Annotated in this window: 14 protein-coding genes and 7 pseudogenes; 14 read left to right on the forward strand and 7 right to left on the reverse strand. The window is 67.0% G+C overall.

The genetic code is table 11. The annotated features are described in order from the left end of the window. Positions 1 to 256, forward strand: a pseudogene (locus IEZ17_RS39320) (IS630 family transposase); the annotation flags it as partial. A gap of 224 nt (positions 257 to 480) precedes the next feature. Here the strand turns inward: IEZ17_RS39320 and IEZ17_RS39325 are convergent. Beyond that, a complete protein-coding gene (locus IEZ17_RS39325; protein ID WP_189308435.1) occupies positions 481 to 666 on the reverse strand; it encodes a hypothetical protein in 186 nt (61 codons plus the stop codon). A 1,277-nt stretch (positions 667 to 1,943) separates the two neighbouring features. Between IEZ17_RS39325 and IEZ17_RS39330 the strand changes: the two genes are divergently transcribed. Beyond that, positions 1,944 to 2,948 (forward strand): hypothetical protein, encoded by a 1,005-nt coding sequence (locus IEZ17_RS39330; protein ID WP_189308436.1) that lies wholly within the window; start codon positions 1,944 to 1,946, stop codon positions 2,946 to 2,948. Between the two features lie 750 nt (positions 2,949 to 3,698). Here the strand turns inward: IEZ17_RS39330 and IEZ17_RS45630 are convergent. Beyond that, a pseudogene (locus tag IEZ17_RS45630) lies at positions 3,699 to 4,269 on the reverse strand (helix-turn-helix domain-containing protein); the annotation flags it as partial. 292 nt (positions 4,270 to 4,561) lie between these two features. Between IEZ17_RS45630 and IEZ17_RS39345 the strand changes: the two are divergent. Continuing rightward, positions 4,562 to 5,095, forward strand: a complete 534-nt coding sequence (locus tag IEZ17_RS39345; protein WP_229853072.1) for a GNAT family N-acetyltransferase — start codon at positions 4,562 to 4,564, stop codon at positions 5,093 to 5,095. A 186-nt stretch (positions 5,096 to 5,281) separates the two neighbouring features. Here the strand turns inward: IEZ17_RS39345 and IEZ17_RS45160 are convergent. Both IEZ17_RS45160 and IEZ17_RS39355 read right to left on the reverse strand, forming a co-directional pair. Beyond that, positions 5,282 to 5,943: pseudogene (locus IEZ17_RS45160) on the reverse strand (terpene synthase family protein). 540 nt (positions 5,944 to 6,483) lie between these two features. Further along, positions 6,484 to 7,665: pseudogene (locus tag IEZ17_RS39355) on the reverse strand (IS3 family transposase). On the opposite strand from IEZ17_RS39355, the gene IEZ17_RS39360 reads away from it, so the two are divergent. Next, complete coding sequence (locus IEZ17_RS39360; RefSeq protein WP_189308439.1) at positions 7,555 to 8,316, forward strand: WD40 repeat domain-containing protein; 762 nt, start codon at positions 7,555 to 7,557, stop codon at positions 8,314 to 8,316. The pseudogene IEZ17_RS39355 and the gene IEZ17_RS39360 overlap by 111 nt on opposite strands. On the opposite strand, the gene IEZ17_RS39365 is transcribed toward IEZ17_RS39360, so the two are convergent. Beyond that, positions 8,306 to 8,467 (reverse strand): hypothetical protein, encoded by a 162-nt coding sequence (locus IEZ17_RS39365; RefSeq protein WP_189308440.1) that lies wholly within the window; start codon positions 8,465 to 8,467, stop codon positions 8,306 to 8,308. The genes IEZ17_RS39360 and IEZ17_RS39365 overlap by 11 nt on opposite strands. Before the next feature lie 108 nt (positions 8,468 to 8,575). On the opposite strand from IEZ17_RS39365, the gene IEZ17_RS39370 reads away from it, so the two are divergent. Both IEZ17_RS39370 and IEZ17_RS44315 read left to right on the forward strand, forming a co-directional pair. Further along, a complete protein-coding gene (locus tag IEZ17_RS39370) occupies positions 8,576 to 9,478 on the forward strand; it encodes an RNA repair domain-containing protein (protein ID WP_189308441.1) in 903 nt (300 codons plus the stop codon). Positions 9,479 to 9,971: 493 nt separating this feature from the next. Further along, positions 9,972 to 10,829 (forward strand): hypothetical protein, encoded by an 858-nt coding sequence (locus IEZ17_RS44315; protein ID WP_189308442.1) that lies wholly within the window; start codon positions 9,972 to 9,974, stop codon positions 10,827 to 10,829. Here the strand turns inward: IEZ17_RS44315 and IEZ17_RS39380 are convergent. Then, on the reverse strand, positions 10,730 to 11,665 hold the full coding sequence (locus IEZ17_RS39380; protein ID WP_189308443.1) for a DMT family transporter: 936 nt from the start codon (positions 11,663 to 11,665) through the stop codon (positions 10,730 to 10,732). The two genes, IEZ17_RS44315 and IEZ17_RS39380, sit on opposite strands and share 100 nt — an antisense overlap. An 80-nt stretch (positions 11,666 to 11,745) precedes the next feature. Here IEZ17_RS39380 and IEZ17_RS39385 point away from each other — a divergent pair, with 80 nt between their 5' ends. Then, positions 11,746 to 12,651 carry a LysR substrate-binding domain-containing protein gene (locus IEZ17_RS39385; RefSeq protein ID WP_189308444.1) on the forward strand — a complete coding sequence of 302 codons (906 nt, stop codon included), beginning with the start codon at positions 11,746 to 11,748 and terminating at the stop codon, positions 12,649 to 12,651. 896 nt (positions 12,652 to 13,547) lie between these two features. On the opposite strand, the pseudogene IEZ17_RS39390 reads toward IEZ17_RS39385, so the two are convergent. Next, positions 13,548 to 13,852, reverse strand: a pseudogene (locus tag IEZ17_RS39390) (M4 family metallopeptidase); the annotation flags it as partial. A gap of 138 nt (positions 13,853 to 13,990) precedes the next feature. On the opposite strand from IEZ17_RS39390, the gene IEZ17_RS39395 reads away from it, so the two are divergent. From IEZ17_RS39395 to IEZ17_RS43550, 7 genes and pseudogenes are all read left to right on the forward strand, one after another. Then, the gene (locus IEZ17_RS39395; RefSeq protein ID WP_189308445.1) at positions 13,991 to 15,337 is read left to right on the forward strand and encodes an alkaline phosphatase family protein; all 1,347 of its coding nucleotides are present in this window, start codon (positions 13,991 to 13,993) and stop codon (positions 15,335 to 15,337) included. A 280-nt stretch (positions 15,338 to 15,617) separates the two neighbouring features. Beyond that, positions 15,618 to 16,799: a haloalkane dehalogenase gene (locus tag IEZ17_RS39400; RefSeq protein WP_229853073.1), complete on the forward strand. Its 1,182-nt coding sequence runs from the start codon at positions 15,618 to 15,620 to the stop codon at positions 16,797 to 16,799. A gap of 384 nt (positions 16,800 to 17,183) precedes the next feature. Continuing rightward, complete coding sequence (locus IEZ17_RS39405; protein WP_229853075.1) at positions 17,184 to 17,525, forward strand: recombinase family protein; 342 nt, start codon at positions 17,184 to 17,186, stop codon at positions 17,523 to 17,525. A gap of 259 nt (positions 17,526 to 17,784) precedes the next feature. Then, positions 17,785 to 17,940 (forward strand): annotated as a pseudogene (locus tag IEZ17_RS43540) (IS630 family transposase); the annotation flags it as partial. 68 nt (positions 17,941 to 18,008) lie between these two features. Further along, positions 18,009 to 18,722 (forward strand): IS630 family transposase, encoded by a 714-nt coding sequence (locus IEZ17_RS43545; RefSeq protein ID WP_229853074.1) that lies wholly within the window; start codon positions 18,009 to 18,011, stop codon positions 18,720 to 18,722. A 55-nt stretch (positions 18,723 to 18,777) separates the two neighbouring features. Continuing rightward, complete coding sequence (locus tag IEZ17_RS39415) at positions 18,778 to 20,175, forward strand: MFS transporter (protein WP_189308446.1); 1,398 nt, start codon at positions 18,778 to 18,780, stop codon at positions 20,173 to 20,175. Positions 20,176 to 20,287: 112 nt separating this feature from the next. After that, a pseudogene (locus tag IEZ17_RS43550) lies at positions 20,288 to 20,374 on the forward strand (recombinase family protein); the annotation flags it as partial. Positions 20,375 to 20,602 lie beyond the last annotated feature (228 nt).

Below are 20,602 nucleotides of genomic sequence, written 5' to 3' on the forward strand. Positions count from 1 at the left end.
CCCGCGCTTCCACCTGCACTTCACGCCCACGAGCTCGTCCTGGCTGAACCTGGTGGAGCGGTGGTTCGCAGAGCTCACGCAGAAGAAGCTCAAGCGTGGCGTCCACCGCTCCGTCCAGGCTCTCGAACGCGACATCCGGGCATGGCTGGCCGACTGGAACGAACACCCGCGACCGTTTGTCTGGACGAAAACCGCCGACGAGATCCTGGACAAAGTCGCAGCCTACTGCCACCGAATCTCTGACTCAGGTCACTAGACTGCGCACTGTCGCATCCGATGAGCGCAAGGCGCGTAGTACCCGTGGTGCTACCACAGCGACGTCATCAGAGTTCAGCACCAGCCCGACAACGGCTGTACCCACACACCTCTCGCCCCGGTCGAAGGCCGCGTCGACCTCAGCCGGATCACGGATACCGATCAAGCCGTCACCGGTCTCCCGGTCCAGCTCCTGCGGCACATCGGTTCCTTTCTCCATGCTGGTCATTCACAAGGTGGCGGCAGCACTCGCTGCTTCTTGAGGTCGTTGATCATTCCAGCCCTCTTCAGCTGGTTGAGGTCACCCTCTGTCACGCTTGAGGATGGATAGTTCGACTGGACATGACCGTGGTCTTCCTCCGTGATGCTGCCGTCTTTGTTCTCGATCTGACCATGCTGATCCAGGACCACGATCTCATTGTTCTTGTGATCGACTCCGAGAGTCGGCATGTGACGTCGGGGGGTGTTCGGATCAAGGTCGAGGGACCGGTCGAGTGCTGCCTGACCGTCCGAGGGCGCCCATGAGATCTCGCGCCCTCCCGAAGCGCCGGCCGGGGCGCCGTGCGCTCCGTCGACTCGATGACGACCGCACCACTGCCCTCTGCAAAACTGTCACCTCTGCAGCGCAAGTGGAAGAGGCCGGCATGCGGATCCGAGGGGCCTGGGACAGCTCTCCGCGCGGGCTCTCGAACATGGAGTGCGACTTGAAGGCGATCCACCAGTCGATCTCCACCTGTACCGAGCTCAGCCCCTGTGCGTTGAGGCCATCTCATCGCGCGGCCAGGGAGCGGCCAGAGGGCCGCTTGCCCGGGTACCGGGTGCTCTCCAGGCACCCTATTTCTTCGCCTCCGGCAGCCTTGCCGGGAGGGCGGTGGCGATCGGGGTAGACGCGGTCGAGCGCACGCAAGGATGATCCGGGCCCGCTCCGCCATGCGCCGGTCCGGCAGCCCCACCCGGTGCACAAGTTCGACACACTCGTCCTCGGAGACGATCTCCACAGCAGCAGGGCCTTGGCCAGCAGGCCAGCTCCCCATCACCACCCCACGCTTCGCGCAGGCGGTGACCGCTCACCCACCTCGTCAGCCTGCCACCGCACCCCCTGGCCCTCAGGCTGCACGGACCTCCGGCCATGCGACTGGGCAGCCGGCGGTACGCAGCGAACCACCAGGTGCTACCGGTGGCGGAGGAGCTGGGCGGTGCCGGTGAACCTGACTGCTGGATGACGACGTTGTGCGGGTATCGGTTGGCCAGTGCCTGGGCTGCGGTCTGCTCAGCTTCTGGCCTGCCACCGGCGGCCAAGGCCCACCCCCTGGAGCGCTGCGCACACCGGACGGTGCTTCTTGAGCCCACCAGATCCTGCGATTCCTTCCACGCTTTCCGCTCGAATGCCGGGCGAGCGACAGGCAGTTCGCTGCCTCCGGTGCGGTATTCCGGCAATCAGCGAAATCTACTCGTCAGTTCAGGGCAACCGTGCGGGGAGAGCTTCCGTCTCTGTGATTGACAGAGGACCTACAGGCCCCTGCAGTCACCGCAGGCACCCGCATTTCACATACCCGAAGTTCGGACACCTTGCGAAGAACGCCAGGCGCAGATGCAGCGTCAGGTTTTGCGTGTCTCTCCGCTGCACTTCCGCCACTCATCTCGGCGTGACCAAGGATGGTCCGTTCCTCGATGGAAAGGAAAGTCGCATGTCCATACCCCCCACAGCTGCCGACCAAGGCCGGCGCAGAAACAGATGGGCAGCAACCGCCGTCGCCACCACTTTTCTCACCGGAGCGTCGCTACTGAGCACGCAGGGGCCGGCCTTCGCGGACGACAAGCCCACAGCCCCCGGCAGCATCTACGAATCGGATGACCAGGTCCTCGCGGACATGGCCAAGTGGTCGCCGGTTCGGGACTCTGAAAGCGTGATGGGCCTCCCCACCGGGCTCGACGACAAGCAGGTCAACCTCTCGGACGTGTCGGGAGGGCAGGTCAATTACAACCCTGATCAGGCCATCAAGGACGCGCAGGACGCAGCGAAGACGTTCGCTGAAGACCCCAACACCAAGGAGCCTGCCCGCGAAAGCGCCAAAAGGCTGTACCAGCCCATCAACGGACTTGCACAGGGGCCCAACTCCACAGCCCCCCGCTTCACCGGCAAGGACGCGTACAAGGACGAGTGGACCGGTCAGAACCTCGAACAGTTCTGCAACCAAGCGAACCACGACAAGGATCGCGCGGGTCAGAAGCCGCCATGCGCCTTCGTCGGCAAGCTCACCGAGAAATACCCGGTCAAGGGACAGGCCGGGGACGGCCTGGCCGGCGGCGGGAAGCTGACCTACAAGATCTCCAGTTCCGTCACCGACGAAAAGAGCGAGACGGAGGGCTGGTCGGTGGGCGGCAAGATCACACCCAAGATCGGCGACGGGAAGAGTGACATTCCGGCGGAGGCGAGTTTCACCTACAGCTACGCAGCCACGTCTACCAAAAGGCTGCAGAACACAATGGAAACCGACGTCGAGATGACTGTGCCCGAGGGCAAGCAGAAGGGCTGGCTGGAGCCCCGGGGAAACGGCGCGTACTACACCGGCTACATCGTCTACCGGGCGAACAACGACACCCAGCAGCGGATGGTGGCCGTCCCCGCCCGTGTCTACGTCCAGTCGCGCGACACCACCAGCCCGATCACCTGGTTCAAGCGCGTGAAGTAGGACCGTACTTCACGGGCCGCTGAAACGGGCCGAGGGCCTGGATCCGTTACGACCGTCATGGGTCCAGGCCCTCGGCGCGCAGCTGGTCGGCGGCGCGTCGGGCGGCGTCGGCAGGGCCTGGACCCGCAGGCGGCGACTCTTCCTCCTCGCCGAATGTCTGTGTAGCGCGCCCGCCCCGTTGTTCACTCCGCGTGGCCGTGCCCACCATCATCTGAGGAACGCCTGCGCGCTCACCGGGCCCCAGCCGGGCCCCGGGGCGCCGCGCTTCCGGCGCCCGCCTCCGCCGCCTCTGCGACGCCCGCGCCCCGCCCCGCGCTGCCATCCCGACCCAGTCCACGAAGCGTACGGTCCCCCCTCCCCGAGCCGGTCGACCTCGACCTGGTCGGTCCGCGGCCGATGTTGACCGAACCGCTCACCCACCGCCGGCACCCTTGCCCGACATCCCGGCCTTGGGCACGCTTGCCGTGGACGCCGCGCACCGCGCCGGATTGCTCCTGGACGGGGCCGAACTGCCGGTTGCCCCGATGCCGGCGGCGACCTCGCACGGCTCGTCGCCCTCCCGCGCGGCGCACCGCTGCGGCAGGCCACCATGGACTACCTCGGCCTCGACCTCGTCGGCATGGGACACCTGTCCCTGGCCCACGCCTGCGGCGGCCCCGGCGGTGCCACCACCCACCTTGAGCCGCTCACCGTTGACCACGACATCCTTGCTCGCGCCCAGGCTGCCATCCAGCCCCCGCGGCCCGCGCCCATGGGCACCGATGCCGCGCCGACCCCAGGTGCGTCCTTTGGGCAGCCGGCGAGTGAAGCCTGCTTCGTCCTCGAAGCAGATCCAGCCGTCGCAGGCCGTCCTGGCTTCCTTTACCTCGGCCCAGGTCGCCTCCTTACCACTGCGCGACGGCTTGCTCGTCGCGCTCCGCGACACGCCGCGCGAGGATCTGCGGGGTGAAGCCGAGCCGGAGCATCAGTCGGGTCGCGCCCGAGCCGCTGTAGAAGACGTGGAACGTCCTCCAGATCAGCGTGGCCACCCAGGCCGCGGTCCACACCTGAACTCCACCCACCCGTGCACGGCCGGACCCTGTTCGAGGTACACGGCCAGCTTCCGCAGGCAGTACGGAGACAGACGACACCGAGATCCACTCGGCCCACGCGAGGCCAGAGCCTTGCCGCCTCCCTCGCGCCACGCCTTGTGCCACTGGTAGGCCGACTTCCAGCTCACCCGCAGCCGCCGCGCGACCTCCGGCGGGTTGATGCCCCGGGCGAATGGTTCCGCGGCCTCCATCCGAACCGCCTGCCGGCGTCGGCGTGCCACCGAGGTCAACCCGCCCCCATCCGCCTACCTCACACACCATGGACTACCGCCAACACCCCGTCAGCATCAACAAGTTCAGTGACGAACGCCCTGGCGAGCCGAAGTCAGTAGAGATCCGGGGGGTATCCGTGGGGCGAGCCAGTGATTCGCGCATCGCGGTTCCGGCTGTGCAATGGCTGTCGCAGACGCCACGACTGAACCGTATCGGGCCGAATGTGACGGGAACCGGGGAGCGCCGCAGCCAAACGGCAGGTTCTCAGCCAGGATGGATCCCATGGACCCATCGCCCACGCTGTCCGCCATGGAGATCACCTCGGGTCGACTCCGGTTGCGCAAAGCACACGACGCCGACCGCGACGGACTCATCGAACTTCAGACCGATCCACAGGTCCGGTTATACCTCGGCGGCCCAAGGCCCCGAAGTGTCGTCGAACAGTATCTCGAGGCGATCGGTACCACGAGCATCACCCACAATCCCGGCACGTTTGTCATCGCCGACAAGACGACCGACCGGCTCTTCGGGACGCTCGTGCTCGACCGACGCTCCGCCGACCTCCCTGGGCACGTCACCGAGGAGGGCGGGGAACTGGAACTGACCTACCTGCTACGACGCGAGGCTTGGGGCGCAGGGCTGGCGTTCGAGGCTGCCACGGCCGCGTTGCGCGCCGCCGCCGACGAGCTGCCTGACCAGCCGGTCCTGGTAGTGACCCAGACAGCCAACGAGCGTTCACTCAAGCTCGCCGCCCGCCTCGGCTTCCAGTGCATGAGCACCTTCGAGGCACACGGCGCGGAGCAAACCCTCGCCGCGTCCAACCTGCACTCATTCAAAGCCTGACCAGCAGGCGAGACGAGCACCACGCCACTCCGGGATCGGCGCCGCACGTGCACGCTTTCCCAGCCGGAACCGGCCTTGCCCTCGATACCCCCATGTCACCCTGACAAGCCGAAGTCAGTAGCTGATGGGTAATCAGGGGGCGAGCCTCGCGATGGATACCGTCTAGGGCGGGGCTTCTGGTGGACGTCACAGTTCGACATCGTGGTAGCGATAGGATACCTGGTGCCACTTCAGACTGGCCGCCATGCTGCCTTCGAGCTGTCGAATCCATCGCCTGATTTCATGCTGGAGGGGCTTTTCATCCGGTGTCAGCTGGTCGAGCAGGGCGGGGAGTTCGTGCTCCACCACGTGTTCGTGGAGGCTGATCTGCGAGGTGGCCAACAGGTTGACGAAGTCGACAGGTTCCTGCCGTCCCAGACCCAGCGTCGTGTGGATGATGTGGACATTGTTGTGCAGGTCCAGGTGGGCGATCTCCTTGTTCGACGAGAAGATGTCGTTGACGTACATGATGTGGTCCGCTGCCGACTCCACCAGAACACGGATGGGGCGCATGGCGTAGAGACTTGGGGGATGGCCATGCCGAGTGATAGCTCCACGAGGTCCAGCGTGAGCACGACATCACTGAGCTGTCTGCGTGTCTGGATGTGGTCCACGAGATCGGGAGTACGTTCAAGGGAAGGTTTTTGTGCTTCCCATGCGTACCCTTCAACAAAAGCGGTCACGTCGGCGAGGAATCTCCTGCGCCAGGCGGGGTCCAGCATGGTCGAGGTCCGTCGCGTGAGGTGAGCAGGCGCCCGCTCGATGGGCCGGGCCGCCGGGGCAGAGCCCTGGCCCGGAATGTCCGTCAGTCGTGCAGTCGTGTGACGAGGTCCACCGCTCCCTCCAAGCCAGGCGAGCCACTCTGGTGGAAATCACTGAACATGTCATCGAGGGCGAAAGTCCAAGTCAGCCGGTCCGTGCCCAGCGCGAGCACGGGAAGCGGAGCCTCGCTGAAGAACATCGAACAAAGGAGCCCGTAGTCGGCTCGCTGCAGTCGCCGGACCTCAGTGTCTGAGGAGGCGATTCCCTGTTCGTACGCCCAGAGCTGTGAGCTTCGGCGGACTTCGTCAACATAGGGACTGCACCGGGCCTCGTAAGGCATGGCAGCGACAGGAATCCGAAATCCTCGACACTCCGAATCGCCCAGCACTGCATCCTCCGGACCCCAATACCGGCGAACAAGTTTGCAGTTCAGGAGACCGGATGACCACTGCGGTGAAAACCGCGCATGCGGGCATCCAGTGCACGTGCACGTGCACCGGCGCGGGTGGGGCGCACTGGCTTCCGCACATTGACACCGGCACTCCCGCGCGCAAGGGGGCTTCCTCCTTGATCGTGGACCCCGTTTGTCATGCGGCGGTGGCCAACGTCGTTGATCGCTGCTCATAGGCGATCGGGCTGATATGGCCAAGGCGGGAGTGCCGCCGCCGGGTTGTTGTAGCGGGTCGCCCAGCGGAAGACCGTGAGGCGAGCCTCACGGGCCCCGTTCCACCGCTTCCGTCCCTGGAGCGTCTCGCGTTTCATGGTCGCGTTCAGGCTCTCCGCGGCGGCGTTGTCCGCGCTCGTGCCCACCGCGCCGCGTGACCTGGTCACGCCGAGCTCCGAGCAGACCAGGGCGAACTCCTTCGACACATATTGCGCCCCGTTGTCGCTGTGGAAAATCGCCCCGCGCAGACCGCCGACGCCACGGGCCGCCGCGGCGGCCCTGAGCGCGTCGGTGACCAGGAAGGTGCGCATGTGGTCGGCGATCGACCAGCCTGCCAGCCGCTTCGAATGCAAGTCCAACACCGTTGCCAGACAATGGAATTGGCCATCTCCAACATGGAGGTAGGTGATGTCTCCCACGTACTTGGTGTTCGGCGCCTGGGCGGTGAAGTCGCGCCGCAGCAGGTCCGGCACCGGCGTCGCCGACGGCTCGGGAATGGTGGTGCGCACCTTCTTGCGCAGGTGCAGCCCGACGATGCGGAACTTGCGCATGACGCGCTCGACACTCTTGTGATTGACCGGCCTCCTGGCATCCTTCAGCTCGGCGGTGACGCGCGGGACCCTGTAGGTGCCGACCGATGCTCGGTGGATCCGGATGATGCGCTCGGCGCGCTCGGTGTCCGCCTTTGTCCGGCTGGCCCGCGCTTCCGCGCCGGCCCGCCACCGGTAGAAGTCGGACCGAGAGACCTGCAGCATCCGGCACAGACGCTTGACGCCGAAGGCGTCACGGTGATCGTCGACGAACTGGAAGCGGCTGCTCACCAGCTGGTCTCCGCCGCAAAATACTTCGCGGCCCTCCGCAGGATCTCCCGCTCGACTTCGAGTTCCTTGACCCGCGCCCGCAGCTGCCGGTTCTCCTTCTCCATCGCGGTGGCCTCCACGGCCCCGGGCCGGGCGTCCTGCTCGGCATCCCGCACCCAGGTGCGGAGCGTCTCATGGTTGACGCCCATGTCCTTGGCCACCGACGCATACGTCCCACCCGGCCGCGAGTGGTACAGCGCGACGGCATCGGCCCGGAACTCAGGCGAGTACTTCGACGCACCCAACGGGAACTCCTGTCCTGTGAATCATCACGATCCACTGATCAGGGTGTCCACGATCAAGGGGTAACGCCCGAAGGAACCAGGGTGCGGCTCTGGGACCGGGCTGGTGGGGAGCGAACCGCGTCTCTCATCGGGTACGCCTATTCGGTGCCGCCGACGGTAATCGCTCCGGACGGCAGCGCGCTGGCCGTGGCCGACGCAAGCGGCGTGCGGCTTTGGGACCGGGCTACGACGTCATACACCGCTGCCTTCGCTGGGCATGCGGGTCCGGTGAACTCCGTGGCCATCGCACCAGGAGGCACCTGGCTCGCGTCCACAGGCGACGACCACACGGTGCGGGTCTGGGAAGCGGTGGGGACGTGCACGGTGGCCGTTGTGCGAGTCGCAGGTGGACTGCTCTCGTGTGCCTGGACTCAGAGTCAGGATGAGCTGTGGCTGGCGGTGGGAGGAACGCAGGGCGTCTACCTCTTCGAGCTCCTCACTCGAAGCCCACTCGGGGCCGCGTGCGTCGGCAGGTGCGCACGGCTGCGCTCACAGGCGCCGTGCTACCTGGTGTCTCGGCTGCCTGTCACTGCTGGAGTGACGGGGCCGGGCGCATCGCGCAAGGCGTGTGGGGCGTGCCCGGCCTGGTCGCGGAGGGTGGTTACGGTGTGATGGTTGTCCGCACGGGCTGGGCGAGCCGCTGGGTGCGTGGCTGATCGGTGACCTGCTCGGGCACCCCGGTGGCGTCCGACTTGACGAGGACGTTGGCGATGGCGCCATCATCCGTCGACCAAGAACTCGCCGCGACGTACACCGGCGCCATCACGCACCGCACCTGATGCGTCGCGGTACGGAGCGGAACAACCGTCAAGGACAGGGTTGGCGGCATCCTGGGGGAAGAGAAGGGGGTGACGGCGGGAGAGGGGGCGTGATGCGAACCAGCGACGAGATCTATCACCGGGTCCGCTGGGACCCGCGGTTCGACCCGGCCCGGTTCGTGCTGGGGATCAGTCAGCGCAGGGATGCCGTCAAACGCATCCCGCTGCCTTCCTTTGTTCCCGGGGGCGACATCCCGTGGCACCGGGTGATGTTCATCGAGGCGGACGGCGAGGTGGTCTGGGACCGGACCACAGGTGTGGACCGCATCGACGCGTCGGGAGCCGGCCGGGTGCGAGCCCCGCAAGCGCAGCTGAGTTTCGCCAGGGGCGAGACTGCTGGCGCCCTCGATGTGTTGCCGACGGCCCGCACGGCGGTGGCCTGGATCCCGCCTGCGGAGCTGTGGTCGCCGATCCAGGACATCCGCTGGGATTACGATCCCCAGATCCACCGCTGGCCGCCGCATGTCAATGTGCTCTTCGGCTTCGTGCCGGAGTCCGATTTCGAGCGGGCGGCCCCGTTGCTCGCCGCAGCGACGGCGGAGACGCCGGTCTTCACCGCCCGGCTGGACGGGGTGCGCACCTTCCAACAGAGGGCGTACGTCACCGTGTGGCTCGACCCTGCGGCCACCGGCAAGGCACCGTGGGCAGATCTGCACCGCGTACTGCGGCAGCGGTTCCCGCGCTGTCGTGCGCCCGCCAAGAACTTCACCCCGCATCTGTCCCTGGGGCAGACCCGGGATCCGCGGCGAGTCACCGCCGACTGCGCCACCCGGCTCGACGCCATGACGGCGACGGTCTGGGAACTCGTCCTGCTCTCACGCAGGGGCGACGGGCCGATGAGACCACGGGCCACGGTCGCCCTGCGCTCGGGCGAGGTCCGCTGGCTGCCCGCGCTCGGCCCCGAAGCGCCGGGCCCGGAGGACACCGCATGGCTCTCCGCGATCACTGACAGGTGAGGCGATAGCCAGGTGGGGCAAAGCGCCGCCCGCGTTCCCGTACCGCTTCAATATTGCTTCACCGGCGCTGACCAGGGACGATACTCGAGACCGGCCCCTACGGCATGATCACTTCCCATGCCCGTCCGCAGGATCTACCGCTTCGCCACTAAGGTCCTGGCCTGGCTCGCGCTACTGGGCCGAAGCGCCGCATCGAAGGACGCGGAGATACTTATCTTCTGGCACGAACTCGCGATCCTCCGCCGCCAAATCCCCGCAGCCCGGCCCAGTTGGCCCGCCCGGGCCCTGCTCGCCGCCCTCACCCGACTACTACCCCGGCCACTGCGCGCCCGACGGATCGTCACCCCGCGTACCCTGCTGGCCTGGCACCAACGCCTGATCAAGAAGAAGCGGACGCAGCCCCTGTCCCTGGGACGCCCACGGCCCCCGGACGAGATCCGCCGACCTGGTCCTTCGCCTCGGCTCGCAGAACTCTGGCTGGGGCTTCCGTCGAGTGCACGGGGAACTGCGCCGCCTCGGCCACCGCCTCAGCCCCACCACCGTCCGCCGCATCCTGCGCACAGCTGGCCTCGGCCCCGCACTCCGACGCGAACAAGCCCGCGGCGAATGGACCCCGTTCCTCAAAACGCAGGCCGATGGCCTGCTCGCGACGGACTCCTTCCACCTCGACACGATCGCGCTTCGGCTCCTGTACGCGCTGTTCGTGAGGGAGGTACGAACCCGAACCGTGCACCTCCTCGGCGTCACCGCCCGCCCGACCGCTGAGTGGGACACCCAGCAAGCCCGCCAGCTCCTGCGGCAACTCGGTGACCGCGCCGAGCAGTTCACCCACTTCATCCGTGACTGGGATGCGCAGTTCACCGCTGCCTTCGACGCCGTGTTCGCCTCCGAGGACATTGCCGTGGCCGAGATCCCGCCCCGTTCGCCGAACTGGTCGGGTTGTTCGGCGAAGATGATGGTCGGGGCTGGGTCGGTCAGGTGGGGGCAGGAAAGTAGGCGGCCTGCAAGCTCGGCCTGTTGTTGTGCCACGACGACCTTGTCCAGCGATGGGAGCAAGGACGCGTCGGCCCGCCAGTCGTGGATCGTGGGGTCGAACAGCCCGTGCAGGACGACGATGCGGACCGTCAGCGGCCGGTGGAGGCGCTACCCGGGAGGCGGGGTGTCCGCGCAGGGCGCTGACCGAGTCCGTGGCGCCGTCCGGTTCGTGATCGATGAGCCGGTGGGGCGTCTGGGTGGTGTCGAGCAGGGTGATCAGGCGCTGGTAGGTGTCATTGTCGGGCACGCTTCATCCTCTTTCTCGGTTCTTGGTGTGGTGGTGCGGTGGGTGCGTTCGATGGCCTGGCCCCAGTAGGTTCCGGCGATCATGAGCACGGCGCCGAGAGTGGCCCAGAGGGTGAGCCGTTCGCCGCCGACGCTGATTCCGATGGCGACAGCCCAGATCGGTTCGGTGCCCAGCAGCAGGCTGGCCCGGCTGGCGGAAGTGCCTTGCACGGCCCAGGTCTGGGCGAGGAAGGCGAACACGCTGCAGAACAGGGCGAGATAGATCAGTTGGGTCCAGGTGGTGGCACTGCTGTGGACCAGGTCAGGCAGGTGGGTGAAGGCGAGTGGCAGGAACAGTGTCGAGCCCACGACGGTCTGGGCGGTCGTCAGGTGCAGCGGGTCCATGGGACGGCCCACGGTGAGCCGTCCGACGAGAGCGACGTGCCCGGCCCGGACGACTGCGGCGGCGAGCATGAGCACGTCTCCGGGCCGTGGTGCGTGCAGCCCGGTACTGGAAGTGAGCAGCCCGACGGCCACAACGCAGAGTCCGGCGGCGAGGAAGAACGTCCGCGGCAGCCGCCGGCCGCCGGTGCGGTCCAGCAGCGGTGTCAGCACGATGGTCAGGCTGATGATCAGCCCGGCGTTCGCGGCGCTGGTGTGCGCCACCCCGTAGGTCTCCAGCACGAGCACGGCCGCCTGGGTGCCTCCCAACAGCGACCCGACGCGGACCTCCGCACGGGTCCAGCGGCGCCTTCGGCGGCGGGAGGCGACCAGGGCTCCGCACGTGAGCGCGGAGATCGCATACCGGGCGAACAGGACCGCCAGGACCGGGAGCGTGACGGTGGCCGTCTTGGCCGCGAGATAGCTGGAACCCCAGACCAGGGCGACCAGGAGAAGTACCGCATCGGTGCGGCGGGCAACATGCATACCCCCACGCTGCCCCAGCAGTACGTTGAAGGCTACAACCAACTTCTAAAGCTGATGTGTAGCAGCACTACACTTTCAGGATGGATGAACGGCAGCTGCGCATCCTGCGCGAACTGGGAGACCTGGGCAGCGTCAGCGCCGTCGCCGAGGCGCTGCACGTGACGCCTTCCGCGATCTCGCAGCAGCTGCGGCTGCTGCAGCGCTCGATCCCCGTACCGCTCACCGAACGCGCCGGACGCCGGGTGGTACTGACCGACGCCGGGCAGGCCCTGGCCGCGGCGGCCATCAAGGTCGAGACCGCCCTGGCCCAGGCCCGGCACACGATCGCCGACTTCGCAGAGCAACCCGACGGCGACGTGTCGGTGGCCGCGTTCCACAGCGCAGCGTCCGCGTTCTTTCCGCTCCTGCTGCGCAGCCTCGCCGGCCCCGGCCGCCCCCGCCCGGCGCTCGCCGACGAGGACGTCGCCCAGGACCGCTTCCCCGCCCTCACCCGTCACTACGATCTCGTGCTCGCCCACCGCCTCGACCACGGCCCGCCGTGGCCACGCACCGTGACCTCCACAACGCTGCTGCGCGAGCCCCTCGACGTCGCCCTGCCGGCCGGTCATGCGCTGGCGTCCAAGCCGCTGCTTACGCCGCGGGACGTGGCGGACCAGCCGTGGATCACGGTGCACGACGGCTTCCCGCTGATGTCCACCATCGAGGCCATCGCCAGCGTCGCCAATCGCCGACTCGACATCGTCCACCGCATCAACGAATTCGCGGTAGTCGCCGTGGCCGTCGCCGCCGGCGGTGGCCTCGCGCTGATGCCCCGCTGGACCGCTCGGCCGCACCGCGACGTCGTCCTCAGGCCGCTGAGCGGAGTGCACGCTCGACGCGACATCGACGTCCTCCACCGGCCCGAGCGCACCGCCCGCAGGGCCGTCCGAACAGTCCTTGCCGAGTTGCACCGCGCCGCCGCAGAGATCCAGGGCCGAAACCGCTGAGCCACCCGCTACCGCTGCCGGTATCGGTGTGCACATGCCGAGGAACAGCTGGTAGCGATCAAACGGTCTCTGCCGATCCGGTCCGGTCAGATCGGCGGCGCCCGCCAGGGAGCGCGGCGCGGGAACGGAATTCGGCAGAAACACGGCGGTCAGTCCGCGCCGGTCTTCGTGGCTCAGCTTCTTCGCCCAGGCCGGTTCGGCGAGGAGCTGCTGTTGTCGGACGCGAGAACGTCAGCGGGTTGGACATGGGGAACGTCGGTGGGCGGGCCGATTGAGGGCGGGCCGCCGCCGCGAAAACCATCGGCGGGCCAGACCACCCCTCGGACCGGCCCTACGGTGACGCGACCGAGCGCCACTACCGATGAGTTCAACGATCTACTGGTGAGAGCCGACGCCGTGCCGCGCGATGACTCGTTGGCCTTGATCCGGCGTGATGTGGAGGCGCAGGCTCACCGTCCTGCCGGGGGATGCTCCGACGTTCATGTGGGGGAGGAACCCGGATTCCCGCGGAGCGGGGCAGGAATTGTCGAATCGCCGCTGGGGCGATTCGACATCCACCCGCGATGGGCGGCAGGCGACGCAGGTGTGTGACACCAACTGTCGTGGCTTCCCTGTACGTTGAGGTCATGACGATGCGAGCTCAGTCGAGCGGAGATGCCGGTTGTGTCCGGTACACGTTTCGGCTTCGTGTCTCTGTCGGGTCGGAGAGGCTGCTGGCGGCGGAGTGGGCTCGATGTCGCTGGATCTGGAACGAAGCCGTCGCCAAGTCCAAGGCCGTGCACGCGTACAACCAGGCCCATCCCGGCGACAAGCCGACGTGCGGTCCGGCGCAGTAGGACAGGATGCTGACCGAGGCCAGACGGATCACCCCGTGGCTGCGGGAAGGCTCCTCGTTTCCCCAACAGCAGGTCATACGCAACTTCCCAGACGAAGCCGCCCAGTGCCTGGGCCACCAGGTAGAACGCGTAGTTGGGGATTGCCGAGTTGATGTGTACTCCGCCGTTGTCCGGTTCGGTGTCCACAGAGTCGGCCATCACCGCCGGCTGCGGATCCTTTCCGCCGAGGAGCGGGTCGTCGTAGGCGGTGCCGGGGGCTTTCATGGAGCGCAGAGCCACGCCCTTGATGCCGGGGCAGAGGACGCCTACTCCGATGACCAGTTGGCATCGACGGCGCTCTGACGCAGGCCAAGATGGCGGAGGACGTCGTATCGCCACGGCTTCGAGGGGTCGCGCGACGCCGCCGAGCGGTGTACGGGGCTCGGTCCTACGGTGGTAAGGGGGGCGTCACCATGACTGGTGGGGCCCAGCTCCTCCGGTCCGCGATCTGCAGGAGGTGCCGGATGACATCGGACGGTGCGCTGCTGAACCAGATCGACCACCTAGTGGTCCTCATGCTGGAAAACCGCTCCTTCGACAACATGCTCGGGTTCCTCTATGCCGACCAGGGAAACCGCCCGTCTGGCCAGCCCTTCGAAGGTTTGACCGGCACGGAGTCCAACCCGGACGGGAACGGCGACAAGGTCACCGTCTTCCGGATCGACCACACCAAACCCGGCGCGTATTTCATGCCCGGCTCCGTCCCCGGTGAGGAATACCATCGAGTCAACAACCAGCTGTTCGGTACGCAAACGGTGGCCACACCCGCCCCCGTCGCGACCAATGAAGGCTTTGTCACCGACTTCGCGGAGATGTTTCCGACCAGGGAAGGCAACTCCCCGGACGTCACCGCCGCCGACATCATGGGCTGCTTCCCCCCGGAAGCGCTGCCGGTGCTCTCCGGACTGGCCCGGGGCTACGCGGTCTGTGACCATTGGTATTGCTCGGTGCCGACCCAGACCATGCCGAACCGGGCTTTCGCCCTTGCCGGGACCAGCCAGGGCCTGGTGAGCGACAAAGCATGCATAGCCCAGGCGAAGGCCGAGAAGGTCATGTTCGACACGTCCAGCATCTTCGGCCGGCTCAGCGACAAGAGCATCGACTGGAGGATCTACGGCTACCACCTCCAGCCGTTGACCCGCGCCGACTTCCTCGACACCCAGCAGGCCGATGAGCAGCACTTCGGGCGCTTTATGGACTTCAAGAACGCCGCCGCCGACGGCTCACTCCCCGCGTTCACCTTCCTGGAGCCCGCCTGGAGGCACGACGGAAACAGCCAACACCCCAACGATGACGTCGCGCAGGGCGAGCAGCTCATCCTCGATGTGTACAACGCGCTGCGCACCGGGCCGGACTGGGCCAAGACCCTGTTGGTCGTCACTTATGACGAGCACGGCGGTTGTTACGACCATGTGCCACCGCCCGCCGGCGCGACACCGCCCGACCAATCGGCCGGAGAAGCCGGTTTCGACTTCACTCGGTTCGGGGTGCGCGTGCCCACAGTGCTGGTTTCCCCGCTCATCGCTCGCGGGACCGTCTTCCGTGTCCCCGATGACAGCGTGCCGCTGGACCACACCTCGGTGCTCCAAACCATCCAGCAGAGGTGGGGTGTGGATCCGCTCACCGCCCGGGACGCCGCCGCCCCCGGCATCGGAGAGGTTCTGACCCTGGACAAGCCACGCGATGACAATCCGCTGGAAGGCGTCATCGCCCCTGTCGCCCAGGGCGAGAACCCCGCCCGGGCCGTGACCTCCCACCTCGAAGAGGTCTACAACAGCCTCGTCGCCGAGAACCTCCTTCCGGGTGATTGAGAGCCCTGTGCCCCCGGCGTCGCAACCCCGCCTGGCTCCACCGCTCCCACTGTCGCCACCGCGACGAAACCGCCCACGACGCCGCGACCGCCGGTTGGATGCATCACCGCGGCCTCGACCTGACCGCCCTCAACGACGACGTGCGCAGCCGCCTGTGACCCGACATCGACGACAGCAGTCCACATGGCCGCGCCAGGCTCCCCGACGTGAAAGCCCACGCCGCCGCAGGGACACAGGCCAGACCTCCCACGTCATCACCCGGCGCCTACTCGCCGCCGGCATGACCGGCTGGCAGCTTGCCGTGCCTGCTGTGTGGCCGCTCCATAGGGTGATCGTGCAATTCGACGAGGGGAGTTCGGGGTTGAAGCAGCCGTTGAGCATCGCGGTGGCGCAGCCGAGGAGCACGGCTTTCGACGTGACATCCAACGTGGAGGCCGTTCGGGCGGTGGGCACGCGGGTGGTGGTCTTCCCCGAGGGGTCGCTGACGGGATACGAGCTGGACGCGGAGCTGGTCGTTCCGGAGGATGAACGGTTGGCTCCGATCGTCGCCGCATGCGCCGAGACCGGGACACTATGTAGCCCGTATCCGAGGGAGGGCCCAATGCTGATCGACTTCGTTCCCGACGGGAATCTATACCCTTTTGAGTCGTGTTGGTTCGACTCGTCCGTCGGCAGGGTTCACTACATCGACGAGGGGACCGGACCAACGATCCTGTTCTGTCACGGCGCTCCGGCGTGGAGTTTCCTCTACCGCCACATCGTGAAGGACCTGCGCGACCGGTACCGGTGTGTCGCCGTCGACTACCTGGGTTTCGGATTGTCCGAACGTCCTGCGGGTTTCGGCTACACCATCGCCGAGCACACCGCGGTCCTCGGCGAGCTGATCGATCACCTGCAACTCGACGACTTCGTTCTGATGGGACACGATTGGGGCGGACCCATCGGACTGGGCGCGGTCACCGCGCGCGCGGACCGGGTGAGGGGGCTCGTGCTGGGCAACACCGTGTTCTGGCCGATAGAAGCGATGGCGAATCGGGCTTTCAGCGTGATCATGGGTAGCCGTCCGATGCAGCGGCGGATACTCCAACAGAACTTCCTCGTTGAGCGCGTCCTGCTCGCAGAACTGGGGCGCAAGCTCACCGCGGCCGAGGCCGAGCACTACCGTGCGGTGCAGCCCACCGCGGAAGCCCGGCGCGGACTCGCCATGATGCCGAAGGAAATTCGTGCCGCGCGCCCGCTGCTGGACCAGCTTGCACGAGACGTGCCCGCCCAGCTCGGCGACAGGCCGACCCTGTTGGTGTGGGGAATGCAGGACATGGTGTTCCGTCCGAACACCTCTATCCCGCGGATGCGTGCCGCCTTCACCGATCTGGACATAGTCGAGCTGCCAGACGCGCGGCACTTCATTCAGGAACACACACCGGATGCGATCACGGCGGCGATCGCGAAGCGATTCCCGTGAGTACGATCGACGAACGGCCGTCACCCGGGCCCGGACGGTGGGCGCCATCCCGTCCAGCATCGAGAACCGGGGGATCGCCGGCCTTGTAGTACTCGCCGAAAAAACAACGGAGTAGCCCGTCATCTGCACCTCCGCAGAGCGGTGCCTGTTCGGCTTCATGCCCTGGCAGAACGCTCAGAGCGAGCGGTATTTCACTGACACTCCGTAGCCCGACTTCGCTCGGGACGTCCTCCACCTCGGCTGGCGGACTACTCCAGCGCGAGTAGCGATGTGCTGCGTGAAGACGAGGACGGGGACCTTTATTCATCAATCGACCGATTCTTGAGCAAGGTCGGAAAGGGAAGGTCCACGGCCGGATCGGTGCTGGATCGTGTGCGAGGAACGGTGTCAAAAAGCCGGCGTGCTCAAGAACTTGGACTCAACCGTTTTCTGTACGATCGCGCGGGTCCAGTCACCCCAGGACGACACCACCGACCTCCTCGTCCCCGTCCTCGCCGTGCGGGCACCTTTGTCGGGTATGGCCGCGTATCAACGAAGGGGCAGCTGCTCGACCGGCCGATCCACGATCTCACCGAAGCAGGCTGCATCCGGATCTTCGCCGGCAACAAATCCGGCAAGAAAGCCGAACGCGAGGAATTGCGGAAGGCTCTCGACCACCTCCGCGAAGGAGACACCCTGGCCGGCCCCCTCGCTCGACCGGCTCGACCGCTCCATCCATTGATCTGAAACGGTTGGGGTTCTGACCCGTTGATCGCCGTGTGAGTGGTCTGGTGGGGGACGCGCGGCACCTGTCGCCTTGTGCGCAGGGGGTGTTGCGGATGCGGGCGGTGGCCGCGCTGGTGGAGGGACACCGTCGGGAGGACGTCGCGGCGATGTTCAAGGTGTGTCGCTCAAGGCGGTGGATGGCTGGTTGGTGAAGTGGCTTTCGGGCGGCTATGAGGAGCTCGCTGCGCGCCCGAGAGGGAAGCGGGCGGGCGAGCACCAGATGCTGTCCGAGACGGAGCAGGTAAGGCAGGCCGTCCTCGATCATCGTCCATGCGACCTGGGACTTCACGGTCGGCTGTGGACACGCGGCCAGGTGGGTGCACTGATCGCGAAGCTCTACCGGCTGCGGCTGACCGAGCAGGGGGTGGGCAAGTACCTGCGCCGCTGGGGCCTGTCGGTCCAGCGTCCGGACAAGCGGGCCGTGGAACGGAACGAAGGCCGAGAGTGCCGAGGTGCTCGTCGCCCGACCAGGTCGGCGTCCGTTCCGACCAGGTCACCGGCCGGACCTGGGGCGAGAAGGGCAGCACCCCGATCGTGCGTCGCAGCGGCAACCGGTTCTCGGTGAACGCCATGTCGGCGATCAGCAGGAAGGGCCGGATGCACTTCATGGTCTTCACCGAGAGCTTCGACGCCGGCGTCATGCGCCGCTTCCTGGATCGGCTCGCCGGTCACTTCCACCGCACAGTGCATCTCGTCGTGGACGGCGACTCCGCCCACCGCTCCCGCAGGGTCCGAGGCTGGCTGGCCGAGCATGCCGAACGCGTCGAGCTACACTTCCTGCCCGCGTATTCGCCCGAGCTCAACCCCGACGAGCTGGTCAACGTCGATCTCAAGCGCAGCCTGCCGATGCATAGCCGGGCTCGCGACCAGGCCCAACTCGCCACCGAAACACGCAGGTTCTTCCACCGCCGCCAACGCCAACCACATGTCGTCCGCAGCTACTTCGGTCGCCCCCACGTCCGCTACATCCTCGAAGAGAACCATTTGATTCCCGGATCAGTAGCGACGGTCACAGAGGGTGTCCACTTGACGCCATGTGCTGGACGAACACCACGTCCGAATCCCGCCAGTTCTGCTCTGCCGACTCCGGTTGGCTTATGTCCGCGACATGAGTCACGCCGACGCGTTCGAATGGGCAAAGAGGGAGCCGATGACTGAGGAAACACAAAGGCCGCAACACTCAGGGTGGCTGCTCACTGCGTTACTGGGCGGAATGTTCCTGGGCAATGTGGACATCGCCATCGTCAACATCGCTACCCCCTCGATCCAGCATCATCTGCACGCCTCTGGCGCCGAACTGGAGCTGATCGTCTCCGGCTACACCCTCACTTACGCCGTGCTGCTCATCACCAGTGCGCGGCTGGGCGGTGTGCGAGGCTACCGGCGGATGTTCCAGCTCGGTCTCGCGATCTTCACCCTCGCGTCGCTGGCCTGCGGCCTGGCGTCAACGCCCGTCCTCCTGGTGGTCGCCCGGGTCGTACAGGGCGCCGGTGCCGCGCTGCTCACCTCGCAGGTGCTGACCGGCATCCAGCTCAACTTCCAAGGCTCTGCCCGCAGCCGGGCCCTGGGGCTGTATACGGCGGTGCTGTCGGGAAGCGCGGTGTTCGGCCAGGTCATCGGCGGTGTTCTGGTATCGGCGGATCTGTTCGGGACCGCCTGGCGTCCGATCTTCCTGATCAACGTCCCCATCGGACTCTGTCTGATCGTTGTGGGCTGGCGTTTCCTTCCGGCAGACGGACAGCGCGGCGCGCAGCGCATGGACCTGGCGGGTGTGGCCGTCCTGTCCGTGGCGCTACTGCTGCTGGTACTGCCCATGGTGTTGGGCCGTGATGCGGGCTGGCCCGTGTGGACGTGGCTGTGCCTCGCCGCATGCCTGCCCGCCTTCGCGTGGTTCGTCGGGGTTGAGCGCCGTGTGGGCCGACGCGGCGGGCAACCACTGATCACTCTGTCACTCCTCACACGCAAGCCGGTGGTGTACGCCCTGATCTCTCAGGCCGCCACCCGGGCCACGTACTTCGCTCTGCTCTTCGTGCTGGCGCAGTACCTGCAAGCAGGACTCCACAAGAGCGCCACCTACTCGGGCCTTGTCCTGGTGTCCTGGGTGGCTGCCTTCGGCGTCTCCGGCCCGCTGCTCGACCGCATGCCCGCCGCCGTCAAGCGCAGGGTGGCCCCCCTCGGCACCCTGCTGCTCGCGCTCGCGCTCGCCTTCGCCGGCATCGGCACGGGGGTGTGGGCCGGCACGACCAGCAGCCTGCTCCTGACGACCCTGCTCGGCCTCGGCGGGCTGGGGTACGGAGCCGCGTTCAGCGGCACCCTCACCCATCTGACCAGCACGGTGGAGGACCAGTACGCGCCGGATATGAGCGGGCTGTTCAACACGACCCTTCAAGTGGGCGGCGTACTGGGCGTCGCCCTCTTCGGCACCGTGTATCTGGCCCTCGCTCCGAGCGGCGGACGCGCGGCAGCGATGCACGGCTTCATGGTGATCACCCTCGTGCTGAGCGCTGTCGGAATCGCGGCAGCGGTCCTGTCACAACTGGCGGCCCTGAACAAGCCCACCACACCCTCCGCCGCAAGCGGCGCCCCCGCCCGGACCGAGACCGCAGCGTGAAGGGCGGCGGCCACCGGGGCAGGGCAGTTGCCCTGAGGGCAAGTCAGAACCCCAACTGTTTCGGATCAAACGGGACCTCATCGCGATCGTCTCCGGCCTGTGCAAGCGCGGCATCGGCTTCACCTCGCTGCATGACGCGCTGGACGCCACCAGGCCGGGCGGTCGACTTGTGTTCCACGTCTGCGCCGCGCTCGCGGAGTTCATCCGCGTACTCATCGTGCAGGGCACCAACGAAGGCTTGGACGCTGCCCGCGCCCGCCGGCCATGGCAGAGGAGCAGGTGCGTCAAGCGCGGGACCTGCTCTCCCGCCTGGGGAACATCGCCACGTCCATCGCGAACCTCTTCGGCGTCAGCAGGAACACGATGTAGGGTCTGCTGCAGGTTTGGGTGACAGGTTCGGTCACGCGGCCTGGAGGGCCGGTGTGGT

The organism is Streptomyces albospinus (assembly GCF_014648695.1).
GTDB classification, from domain to species: domain Bacteria; phylum Actinomycetota; class Actinomycetes; order Streptomycetales; family Streptomycetaceae; genus Streptomyces; species Streptomyces albospinus.